At 64.5% G+C, this 11,854-nt stretch carries 8 protein-coding genes; 5 read left to right on the top strand and 3 right to left on the bottom strand.

Annotation, left to right across the window (positions count from 1 at the left end):
- The first annotated feature begins 38 nt into the window (after positions 1–38).
- From CAL19_RS07235 to CAL19_RS07220, 4 genes are all read left to right on the top strand, one after another.
- Positions 39–1,381 (top strand): IS3 family transposase gene (locus CAL19_RS07235; RefSeq protein WP_094795990.1). Its coding sequence is split into 2 segments (ribosomal slippage): positions 39–480 and positions 480–1,381, totalling 1,344 coding nucleotides; the frame shifts between segments, so codons are not numbered across the junction.
- A gap of 180 nt (positions 1,382–1,561) precedes the next feature.
- Positions 1,562–3,619, top strand: coding sequence for a M3 family metallopeptidase (locus CAL19_RS07230; protein ID WP_094796377.1), 2,058 nt, complete (start codon positions 1,562–1,564; stop codon positions 3,617–3,619).
- Positions 3,620–3,741: 122 nt separating this feature from the next.
- Entirely contained in the window at positions 3,742–4,356 is a 615-nt protein-coding gene (locus CAL19_RS07225) for an SCO family protein (RefSeq protein WP_026639699.1), read from the top strand.
- A 138-nt stretch (positions 4,357–4,494) separates the two neighbouring features.
- Positions 4,495–4,746, top strand: a complete 252-nt coding sequence (locus CAL19_RS07220) for a GlsB/YeaQ/YmgE family stress response membrane protein (RefSeq protein WP_026639700.1) — start codon at positions 4,495–4,497, stop codon at positions 4,744–4,746.
- 90 nt (positions 4,747–4,836) lie between these two features.
- Here CAL19_RS07220 and adeC read toward each other — a convergent pair whose 3' ends face one another.
- Genes adeC through CAL19_RS07205 form a run of 3 tightly spaced genes read right to left on the bottom strand, consistent with a single transcriptional unit; the run spans position 4,837 to position 10,706 of the window.
- On the bottom strand, positions 4,837–6,303 hold the full coding sequence (adeC, locus tag CAL19_RS07215) for an AdeC/AdeK/OprM family multidrug efflux complex outer membrane factor (protein ID WP_094796376.1): 1,467 nt from the start codon (positions 6,301–6,303) through the stop codon (positions 4,837–4,839).
- Positions 6,300–9,509 carry an efflux RND transporter permease subunit gene (locus CAL19_RS07210; protein WP_249276262.1) on the bottom strand — a complete coding sequence of 1,070 codons (3,210 nt, stop codon included), beginning with the start codon at positions 9,507–9,509 and terminating at the stop codon, positions 6,300–6,302. Before CAL19_RS07210 ends, adeC begins: the two co-directional genes overlap by 4 nt.
- 9 nt (positions 9,510–9,518) lie before the next feature.
- Entirely contained in the window at positions 9,519–10,706 is a 1,188-nt protein-coding gene (locus CAL19_RS07205; protein ID WP_094796375.1) for an efflux RND transporter periplasmic adaptor subunit, read from the bottom strand.
- A 218-nt stretch (positions 10,707–10,924) separates the two neighbouring features.
- On the opposite strand from CAL19_RS07205, the gene CAL19_RS07200 reads away from it, so the two are divergent.
- A complete protein-coding gene (locus tag CAL19_RS07200) occupies positions 10,925–11,854 on the top strand; it encodes a LysR family transcriptional regulator (RefSeq protein WP_026639704.1) in 930 nt (309 codons plus the stop codon).

Here is an 11,854-nt window from a genome sequence, read left to right as displayed (position 1 = left end):
GACCCCCAAAAGTTGGATATCAACTTTGGGGTTATTTCATGGAGAAGTACAGTGAATCGGTCAAACTGGCGTCGGCTCAGGAGTATTGCGAGGGCAATGCCGGGATTGCGGCGGTAGCGCAACGTCATGGTGTGAGTCGACATGCGCTGCGCCGCTGGGTGGCGGCCTATCGGATCCATGGTGTGGCCGGCCTCCGTACCAAGCGTGTCCGCTATGACGAGGCGTTCAAATGGAAGGTTCTGCTGCACATGAAGCAGCATGAGCTGTCGTACCGCCAGACGGCGGCGTGGTTCGACATCCGTAACTTCAATATCATCGCTCGCTGGGAGCGCCAGTATGATGTACAGGGTTCAGCCCGAACATATACAGGAGGGCCTCCCAGGATGGTTTTACCCAAGAAGCCGGCGCTGCCTGACGCCGCACGCACCCGCGAAGACCTGCTCAAGGAGCTGCAGTTCTTGCGCACGGAGAACGCGTACCTAAAAAAGCTCGATGCCTTGGTTCAAGCCAAACAGAAATCGGCGCAGCAGAAAAAGCGCAAATAGTGCTTGAACTAAGGCAACACTTTCCCCTGGCCGACCTGTTGTCGGTGGCAGGCCTGCCGCGCAGCACCTTTTATTACCAGTGGCGGGCCGGGCAAGCCGGTGACAAGTATGCGTCGTTGAAGGCCCGGATTTGCGCCATTTTTGAACAGCACCAAGGACGCTATGGCTATCGGCGCATCACCGAAGTCGTGCGCCAGCAAGGCTGGCCGGTTAATCACAAGACCGTGCAGCGCTTGATGGGCTTGCTGCGGTTGAAGTCTTGCGTGCGGGTCAAGAAATATCGCTCTTATCGTGGCGCACTCAACCAGCTTGCCCCCAATGTGCTGCAACGCCAATTCCAGGCCGCGCAGCCGAACAAGAAGTGGGCCACCGATGTGACCGAGTTCAAAGTCGGCGCGCAGAAGCTGTATCTCTCGCCGGTGATGGACCTTTGTAACGGCGAGATCCTTGCCTACGAAATGGCCACCCGGCCAAGCTTTGCCATGGTTGCCAACATGCTCAAACAGGCTTGCACGCGGCTGGGCCCGTCCGAGCGTCCCATCCTGCACTCGGATCAGGGCTGGCAGTACCAGATGCCCGCCTACCGCGAACTGTTGGCGCAACACGGCGTGACCCCTAGCATGTCACGACGAGGCAACTGCCTGGACAATGCGGCCATCGAGAGCTTCTTCGGCACTCTCAAGGCCGAGTTCTACCACCTGAGCACCTTCCAGACCATTGAGCAGCTAAAGGACGGAATTGCCCGATATATCCATTACTACAATCACGAGCGCATCAAGCTTAAACTCAACGGGCTGAGCCCCGTGCAATACAGAACTCAGCTCCTGGCCACATAACGGTCAAAACCGTCCAACTTTGTGGGGTCAGTTCAACCGGTGTCTGACTCCCGCAGGGTGTCAGACACCCCACCGACGCCCGCCAGGTCGCAGCGTTTCCGGGCCACGGCGGCGCTTGATTTCCCGCGCCCTGCCCTCACCTGTTGTAATACTTCTTTTATTTCCCGCTACCGCTCGTCCATGACCCAGAATCCCTTGCTTGCCCCCATGTCCGGCCTGATCGACTATGCGGCGGTTACGCCAGCGCACATCGTCCCGGCGATCCAGGAACTGCTCGATGTCGCGCGGCGGGCGGTCGAGGCGGCCGCGGATCCGGCGCTGCCGGCCGAATGGGAAACCGTGGCGCAGCCGCTGGATACGGCCACCGAACGCCTGTGGCGCGCCTGGTCGGTCGCGGGCCACCTGAACGCCGTCGTCAACACCCCCGAACTGCGCGAAGCCTACAACGCCGCGCTGCCGCTGGTGACCGAGTTCTCGACCTGGGTGGGCCTGCACGAGGGCCTGTACAAGCAATACCAGCGCCTGCGCGCCTCGGCAGGCTTTGACAACTGGGACCCGGTGCGCCGCCGCATCGTCGACCTGGCGTTGCGCGATTTCCGCCTGAGCGGAGTCGAGCTGCAAGGCCAGGCGCGCGAACGCTATGCCGCCATTTCCGAGCGTGAAGCCCAGGTCACCCAGAAATTCTCGGAAAACGTCCTGGACGCGCGAGATGCGTGGTCGATGTTCATCGACGACGAAAGCCGGCTTGACGGCCTGCCCGCCGACGCGCGCCAGGCGGCGCGCCAGGCCGCGCAAGACGATGGCAAACCCGGCTGGAAGCTCACCTTGAAAATGCCGTGCTATCTGCCGGTGATGCAGTACGCCCGCGACCGGGCGCTGCGCGAAGAAATGTACCGCGCCTATGGCACCGTTGCCTCCGAACAGGGTGACGCGCAGTTCGACAACTCACCGCTGATCGAAGAGCTGCTTGCGCTGCGTGCGGAGGAATCCCGCCTGCTGGGTTACCAGACCTTCGCCGAACTGCGCCTGCAGACACGCATGGCGCGCGACGCCGACGAGGTCGTGCGCTTTCTGCGAGACCTGGCCGCCCGCGCGCGGCCCCACGCCGAACGCGACCTGGCCGAACTGCAGGCGTACGCGTCTGCCGAACTGGGCCTGGACACGCTGCAGCCCTGGGATATTGCGTATGCATCCGAACGGCTGCGCGAATCGCGCTACGCGTATTCCGAGGACGAGATCAAGCAGTACTTTACCGAGCCCCGCGTACTGCAGGGCCTGTTCCAGGTGGCCGAGACTTTATTCAATGTGCGGCTGCGTGAAACCGAGGTGTCGCGTTGGCACGAAGACGTGCGCGGCGTGCGCGTCGAAACGCCGGACGGCGAACTCGTGGGCCATCTGTATCTGGACCTGTATGCCCGGTCGGGCAAGCAGAGCGGCGCCTGGGTAGACAGCGAGCGCGACCGCCGGCGCCTGGGCCAGGAGCTGCAGACGCCCGTCGTATACCTGACGTGCAATTTCGCGCGGCCGGGCGACGGCAAGCCGGCGTTGCTGACGCACGACGACGTCATCACCCTGTTCCATGAAGCTGGCCATGCGCTGCATGCGCTGCTGTCCGAAGTCGACGAACCGGCCGCGGCGGCGTTTGCCAGCGTCGAATGGGACGCCATTGAGCTGCCTTCGCAGTTCATGGAAAACTTCTGCTGGGAATGGCCCGTAGTGCAGCGCCTGTCGGCGCACGTCGAACACGGCGAGCCCCTGCCTCGCGCATTGTTCGACAAGCTGCTGGCGGCGCGCAATTTCCAGAGCGGCATGCAGACGGTGCGGCAGATCGAGTTCGCGCTCTTCGACATGCTGCTGCACGATCGGGCTCAGGGCGCGTCAATTACCGAAACGCTCGACCTGCTGCAACATGTGCGAAGCGAGGTCGCGGTATTGTTCCCGCCCCAGTGGCATCGCCTGCCGCACAGCTTTTCGCATTTGTTCGCAGGCGGCTACGGCGCGGGCTACTACAGCTACAAATGGGCCGAAGTATTGTCTGCCGATGCCTATGAAGCATTCGAAGAAGCGGCCCAGGCCGGCGCGGACGGCACGCTCGACCCCGACACCGGAGCCCGGTTCCGCAAAGAAATCCTGGCGGTGGGCGGCGCGCGGCCCGCGGCGGAATCGTTCAAGGCTTTTCGCGGCCGCGAACCGCGCATCGACGCGTTGCTGCGCCACAGCGGCATGGCCGCCGCCTGATACTGGGCGTCGGCATTGTGCGGCCTGGGCCGGGCACCCGCGCCCGGGCCAGACCACCCGACGCGCTAGAATCAACTTATTGTCGTCCTGAACTTGCGGCGCACATAGCGCCAGACCCCGATATGTTTGCTCTGTTTTCCGGCCGCGCTGTGCGAGCCTTGCTGTTGGCTGCCTGCACTCTGCTGGCCGCCTGCGGTGAAAAGACCGCCAACTGGACTCTCTACGACATCAAGGGGCATCTGCCGGACCTGCGCTTCGAGCTCAACGGCGCCCATGGCAAAACCGTCTCCTCGGATGAGCTCAAAGGCGAAACGGTGCTGCTCTTTTTCGGCTATGCAAGCTGCCCGGACGTCTGCCCCACCACCATGGCGCAACTGACGGCGGTGCTGCAGCAATTGGGCGAACAGGCCAAGAACGTGCGCATTGTGTTCGTCAGCGTAGACCCGCATCGCGACACGCCGGACGTATTGCAGGCATACGTCGACGCGTTCAACAACCAGGCCATCGGCGTAACGGGCAGCGAAAAACAAATCGCCGATCTGGCGCGCCGCTATCGCGTGGCCTACCAGATCGAAAAGCCCCGCCCCGGGGACTCGGCCGAGATCTACGATGTGACCCACAGCCGCGGCGTGTATATCTTCGACAATGCAGGGAAAGCCAGGTTGCTGGCTTCCGATACGGACAGTATCGATGCAATGGTCAAGGATCTGCGCCAACTGATAGCGCTTACCAGTTGATCGCACGGGCGCGCAACGTCGCAAGCGGCGGCCGAGGTGTTGCGGATATGCCCCAAATACGTGTTGTTACAGTGCCGGAGCCCCCCCGATGGGTATCATGGCCAAGTTGACCCCTACACTTGGAAGAGGAGCACGCGTATGAGCATCATCATTATGATCATCGTCGGCTTTGTCGTGGGGCTGATCGCCCGCGCCATCATGCCCGGCGACCAGAACATGGGCATCATCATGACTACCATCCTGGGCATCATCGGCGCGGTTGTGGCCGGGTTCCTCGGCCAATCGCTGGGGTGGTACGCTCCGGGTGAGCCGGCGGGCTGGATCGGCTCCGTGGTCGGCGCCATCATAGTGTTGTTTGTCGTAGGGATGATCGCCAAGAAACGCGCGTAAGCGTCCTGCATGACCAAAGGGCGGCCCCAGGGCCGCCCTTTTTGCGCCTTGCCGGCCGCGCCTGGCCGGCCGCACCTCGCCGGCCGCACCTTAGCCGGCCGTGACGGTGTGCTCCGTCCAGCCCCCGCCCAGTGCCCGGTACAGGCTAACCAGATTGGTCAGCCTGGCCAGCCGCATTTCCACCAGCGCCTGTTGCGACGAATACAGCGAGCGCTGCGCATCCAGCACGCTCAGGTAGTTGTCGACCCCCAGGTCGAAGCGTTGCTGAGCCAGCGTGTAGGCGCGCTGGCTGGCGTCCACCAGTTGCCGTTGCGCGGCAATCTGCGTCTGCAGAGTGCCACGGCCGGCCAGCGCGTCCGACACTTCGCGAAACGCCGTCTGGATGGATTTTTCGTATTGGGCAACCCGGATATCCTTGCGTACGGTGGCGGCGTCCAGGCTGGCACGCAACGCGCCCCCGGCAAAAATCGGCACCGTAATGCTGGGCATGAAGCTCCAGGCGCCCGACCCCGCATCGAATAGCCCGTCCAGGCTGGAACTTGCGCTGCCGGCGCTTCCGGTCAGGCTGATGCGGGGAAAGAACGCCGCCCGCGCGGCGCCGATATTGGCATTGGCCGCCTGCAACTGATGCTCGGCCGCGCGTATGTCGGGCCGGCGGGCCAACAGATCCGAAGGCAAGCCCACCGGCAACGTGTGCGGCATCACATCGTCGGACAGGGTCGTGGCTCGCGCGAGCCGGGCTGCGACGTCGTCGGCCAGGGGCTGGCCCACCAGCAGCGTCAGCGCATTGCGATCCTGCGCCACCCGTCGCGTGTACTCCGACAGATTGCGCTCGGCCGTGCGCAGGGCGATTTCGGCCTGGCTGAGGTCCAGTTCGGTGGCCACGCCCACTTCGTAGCTCTGGCGGGTAAGGCTGTACGAATCCTGCTGCGCCGCCAGTGTGGAACGCGTCAGCTCGAGCAGTTCCTGGTCGGCGCGCAGCGTCAGGTACGCGCTGGCGGTCTCGGCGATCAGCGACAGCTGGGTTGCCGTGCGGGTCTCGTCCTGCGCCAGGTACAGTTGCAGCGCCTGGTCGCTCAGGCTGCGGATGCGGCCGAACAAGTCCAGTTCCCAGGCCGGGATCGAGCCGCCCACCTGGTATGTGCGGCTGATGCCCGATTGGCCGCTTTGCGTCAGGTCGCCAGGCAGACGCTGCACAGTGCCCTGCCCCCCGATGCCGACACCGGGCAGCAGGCTGGCCCGCTCGATGCGGTATTGCGCACGCGCCTCCTGGACGTTCAGCGCCGCCACGCGCAGGTCGCGGTTGGCTTGCAGGGCCGTTGAAATCAGGCGCTGCAACAGCGGATCGGCGAAGAAGTCGCGCCATCCCATATCGGCAGCCGCCACGCCGGAACGAGCGCCCTGCCCGTTTTCGCCATAGGCCGGGCCGGATGGATACGCACTGTCTACAGGCGCGGCCGGGCGCTCGTACTCGGGCGCGAGCGTACATCCGGCCAGCGCCAACGCCAACGCCAGGCCAAGACTACGAAGCACGGGTCGGTTCATGCCTGGTTTCATTGTGTGGCACCTCCAGGCTGTGGCGCGGGATCGAGCGGCGGTGCGCCGTGACCCGGCGCCGGAACGCCGCCCTCGTCGTCATCGTCGTGGCGTTCGCTGCGGCGCCTGACCTTGAACAGGCGCAGCATCACCACAAAAAACGCGGGCACGAAGAAGATGGCCAGGAAGGTGCCGGCCAGCATGCCGCCGATCACGCCGGTGCCGATGGCGTGCTGGCTGCCCGACCCCGCGCCGGAGGAAATCGCCAGCGGCACGACGCCCAGGATGAAAGCCAATGAGGTCATCAGGATGGGGCGCAACCTCTGCCGCGCGGCGTGCACCGCAGACTCCACCAGGCCGGCGCCCGCCTCATAGTGCAACTTGGCGAACTCCACGATCAGAATCGCGTTCTTGGCGCTCAGGCCCACTGTGGTCAGCAGCCCCACCTGAAAATACACATCGTTGGACAGGCCGCGCAGCAATGTGGCCGCCAGCACGCCGATCACGCCCAGCGGCACCACCAGCATGACCGCGGTGGGTATGGCCCAGCTTTCGTACAGCGCCGCCAGGCACAGGAACACCACCAGGATCGATATGGCATACAAGGCCGGCGCCTGCGCCCCCGACAGGCGCTCTTCGTACGAAAGCCCAGTCCATTCGAAGCCCACGCCAGTCGGCATGGTGGCGGCAATGCGCTCCATCTCGGCCATGGCCTCGCCAGAGCTGTAGCCGGGCGCGGCCTGCCCCTGGATATTGAACGACGGCACACCGTTGTAGCGGTCCAGGCGCTGCGGCCCGTAGGTCCAGTGCGCCGAGGCGAACGCCGAAAACGGCACCATGTCGCCCGCATGGTTGCGCACATACCATTTATCGAGATCCTGTGGCAGCATGCGGGATGCGGGCTCGCCCTGCACATACACCTTCTTCACACGCCCGCGGTCGAGGAAGTCGTTCGCATACGAACCGCCCCAGGCAATCGACAGCGTGCTGTTGATGTCGGCGATGGACACGCCAAGGGCGCGGGCTTTCTCGCGGTCAATGTCCAGCTGATACTGCGGCGCGTCCTGCATGCCGTTCAGGCGCACGCCGGCCAGCTTGGGACTTTTCGCCGCTTCGGCAAGGAACTGGTCGCGAGCCTGAACCAGCCGATCATGGCCTAGGCCGGCCTGGTCCATGAGCTGGAAGTCGAAGCCCAACGCATTGCCCAATTCCATCACCGCCGGCGGCGCAAACCCCATGACGCGTGCGTCATGCAGATTGGCGGCGAAATAGGCGTTGGCGCGCTCGGCCACCGCATCGACCTTGAGCGCCGCGTCGCCACGCTCTGACCAATCGCGCAACTTGATGAACAGAATGGCCGAATTCTGCCCTCGCCCGCCGAAACTGAAACCGTGCACGGCGAACACCGACGCGACCGCGTCTTTCTCGTCTTCGAGCAGATAACGCGTGGCCTGCGTGACCGTCTGCGCGGTGCGCTCGGCGGTGGCGCCGGCAGGCGCCTGTACCTGCGCAAACAGAATGCCCTGGTCTTCATTGGGCAGGAATGACGTGGGGATGCGCGTGTACATCCACCCCATGACCAGCAGCAGCCCCAGGTAAATCAGCATCAACCGCTTGGTGCGGCCCAGGCCGCGCGCCACCGAATTGGCATAGCCGTGCGTGGATCGGTCGAAGAAGCGGTTGAACCACCCGAAAAACCCCGTCCTGGCGCCGTGCTGGCCCTGGGGAATGCGCTTGAGCAGCGTCGCGCACAGCGCCGGGGTGAATACGATGGCCACCACCACCGACAACACCATGGACGAAACGATGGTGATGGAAAATTGCCGGTAGATCACGCCGGTCGAGCCGCCGAAAAATGCCATGGGCACGAAAACGGCCGACAGCACCAACGCAATGCCGACCAGCGCGCCGGTGATCTGCTCCATCGATTTGCGCGTGGCCTGGCGCGGCGACAGCCCTTCTTCGGCCATGACGCGCTCGACGTTCTCGACAACCACGATCGCGTCGTCGACCAGCAGGCCGATCGCCAGCACCATGCCGAACATGGTCAGCGTGTTGATCGAATAGCCGAAGGCCGCCAGCACCGCGAACGCGCCCAGCAGCACCACCGGCACCGCCAGGGTGGGAATGAGCGTGGCCCGGATGTTCTGCAGGAACAGGTACATCACCAGGAAAACCAGGATGATGGCCTCGATCAGTGTATGAACCACGCTTTCGATCGACAGCGACACGAACGGCGAGGTGTCGTATGGGTAGACGACGTCCATGCCGGGCGGGAAGAACGGCTTCAGCCGGTCGATCGTTGCGCGCACGGCATCGACCGTATCCAGCGCGTTGGCGCCGGGGGCCAGCTTGATCGCCAGCCCCGAGGCCGGCTTGCCGTTGTAGAAGCTATCGATGGAATAGCTTTGCGCGCCCAGTGCGATGCTCGCCACGTCGTCCAGGCGCACCTGCGAGCCGTCGGGGTTCACCTTCAACAGGATGCGGCCGAACTCCTCGGGCGTCTGCAGGCGCGACGGCCCGATGATGGTGGCGTTGAGCTGCTGGCCGCGCACTGCCGGCAGGCCGCCCAGTTCTCCGGAGGAGACCTGCACGTTCTGCTCCCGCACCGCGTTCATCACGTCGATGGCCGTCAGGTTGTACGACAACAGCTTGCCGGGGTCGAGCCAGATGCGCATGGCGTACTGCGACCCGAAGAGCTGAAAATCGCCCACGCCGGGCGTACGGCTGACGGGGTCCTGTACGTTGGCCGCAACGTAGTTGGCCAGGTCTTCCTTGGTCATGGTGCCGTCGGTGGAGACAAAACCCGCCACGACCAGGAAGTTCTTGGTGGCCTTGCTGACGCGAATGCCCTGCTGCTGCACTTCGAGCGGCAACAGCGGCTGGGCCACTGCCAGTTTGTTCTGCACCTGCACCTGCGCCGTGTCGGGGTCGGTGCCCTGCGCGAAGGTCAGCGTAATCGACATGCTGCCATCGGAGTTGCTTTCCGAGGCAATGTAGTTCAGGTTGTCGATGCCGTTCATCTGTTGTTCGATGACCTGCACCACGCTGTCCTGCACGGTCTGGGCCGACGCGCCGGGGTAATTGACACGGATACTGATGGCCGGCGAAGCGATGTTGGGATACTGCGCCACGGGCAGCTGCAAGATCGCCAGTATGCCGGCCATCATCAGCACGATGGCGATCACCCAGGCGAACACCGGGCGGTCGATAAAGAACTTTGCCATGCGGTTTCCTTAGCTGGCCGTGCCGGGCGTGGCGGCGGGCGCCGCGCCCGAAGCGTCGAACTCCCGGGCCTGCACGTCGATGCCCGGCCGCACGTTCTGCACGCCCTCTACGATGACCCTGTCGCCGGCCTGCAGGCCGCTGGTCACCAGCCATTGGTCGCCTATGGCGCGATCTACCGTCAACAGGCGCAGCTCTGCCTTATTTTCCGCATTGACCACCAGCGCCGTCGGCCGGCCGCGCTGGTCGCGCGTGATGCCGCGCTGCGGGGCCAGCACTCCCTGGGGCACCGTGCCCTCGATAATGCGCGCGCGCACGAACATGCCCGGCAGCAGCTTGTTGTCCGGATTGGGGAACACGGCGCGCAACGTGACCGAACCCGTGCCCTCGTCTACCGTGACTTCCGAGAATTGCAGCGTGCCTTCGTGGCCGTACTGCGACCCGTCAGCCAGAGTGAGGGTGGCGCGGGCGGAGTCCTTGTCCGCCTGGCGCTGCAGCAGCCCGCTTTCAAGCGCGGACTTCAGCCGCAGCAGGTCGACGCTGGATTGCGTCACGTCGACGTAGATCGGGTCGATCTGCTGCACCGAGGCCAGCGGCGCGGCCTGGTTGGCCGTAACCAGCGCTCCTTCGGTGATTGATGATCGGCCGATGATGCCGTCGATGGGCGACAGGACCTTGGTGTACACCAGGCTGATGCGCGCGGTTTCAAGCGCCGCCTTGGCCGCCTGCACATCGGCGGCGGCCTGGTCGCGCGCGGCCACGGCGTCGTCATAGGCCTGGCGGCTCACGGCGCGGCTCTCGGCCAGCGGCTTATAGCGCTGCACCAGCAGGCCGGCGGTTTTCAGCTGGGCCTGTGCGCGCGCCAATGCGGCCTGCTGGCTGTTGTAACTGGCCTGGTACAGCGCGGGGTCGATCTGGTAGAGCTGCTGGCCGGCGCGCACCTGTCCGCCTTCGGTAAACAGCCGCTTGGTCACGATGCCGCTGACCTGCGGGCGGACTTCCGCCACCCGGAAGGCCGCTGTGCGGCCCGGCAGCTCGGTGGTCAGCTGCACGGGTCGGGTCGTCAGCGTCACGACGCCCACTTGCGGTTTGCCAGCAGCTGGCGGGTCGGCATCCTTGCCGCATCCGGCCACCGCCAGCGCAGCGGCCAAGGCCGCGATCAACGCGGCGCCACGCCGCATTCTCTTGTTGTTCTTCATATGATTTTCCAACTGTGCATTGCCGGCAGCGCCGATGCATGGCCGGCGCCGTCCCAATGATTGATATGCGCGGCGCGCCATGAAAAGCGTGTCGGCGGCCGCGAAAGCTGGGATTTTGCTTTATCCCAATTCAGAAACAAAGAGGCCAGGCGCGAAATCTTCATCCCATATATGGGATAATCGAACGTCACTGTTGTTGCGCAGGGGAGCCACCCGCCATGAAGCGGCTGCAAGGTATGGAGTTCTTTGTCGAAGTGGCCAAAACCTGCAATTTCGGGCGGGCGGCGGCCAACCTGGGGGTACCCAAATCGACCGTCTCGCGCCAGGTGGCCGAACTGGAACGCTCGCTGGGCCTGCGGTTGCTCAGCCGCACGACCCGCCGCGTCGAACTCACCGATGCCGGCCTGCTTTACTTCGAGCGATGCCAGCGCATCGTGTCCGAGGCGCAAGTTGCCCACGAAGAATTGCAAAAGCTGGTTGAAACCCCATCGGGCCCATTGCGGGTGAATATGCCGGCCGACTTTGGCACCGACTTCCTGGCCGAAGTTTTTATGGAATTCTCTCAACGCTATCCCGAAGTGACGTTCTACCTTGATCTGGCCAGCCCGGAGCACGCCGGGCGGGTATTCCAGCGCTGCGATATCTCGATCGAAATCGGCGAATTGCCCGATTCGAGCCAGATCGCCCGGCTGCTGGGCCTGCTGCCGGCCTACCTGTATGCGTCGCCCGAATATCTGCAACGACATGGCGCGCCGCGCCACCCGGATGACCTGACCCGCCACGAGTGCCTGGAGTTCCGCGCCCATGACGGCAAAGTTACCCGGTGGCCGCTGTCGCGCGGCGACGAGCGCCTGGAAATCACGCCCGGCAAGCGGTTTTCGGCCAACAGCGTGCCCATGGTGCGCAGCCTGGCATCGCTGGGCGCCGGCATCGCGGTTCTGGCGCCGGCGCGCAGCGTGCGCCAGGATGTGGAGCAGCGCCGCCTGCAACGCGTGCTGCCCGGCTGGCAGGCCGGGCCCTTTCCGGTGTATGCGGTCACCGACACGCGGCTCTTGCCCGCCAAGACCCGGATATTCATCGAGTTCCTGGTGGAGCGGCTGCGCGACGGCGGGCTGGCGCCCCAGCATAACGCCCCGCTGCTGCAGTAG

The sequence above is a fragment of the Bordetella genomosp. 7 genome, from assembly GCF_002261265.1.
In the GTDB taxonomy this organism is placed as follows: Bacteria; Pseudomonadota; Gammaproteobacteria; order Burkholderiales; family Burkholderiaceae_B; genus Bordetella_A.
Note: the sequence above shows the minus strand (reverse complement) of the source record. Positions and strands in the feature narration are given on the sequence as shown.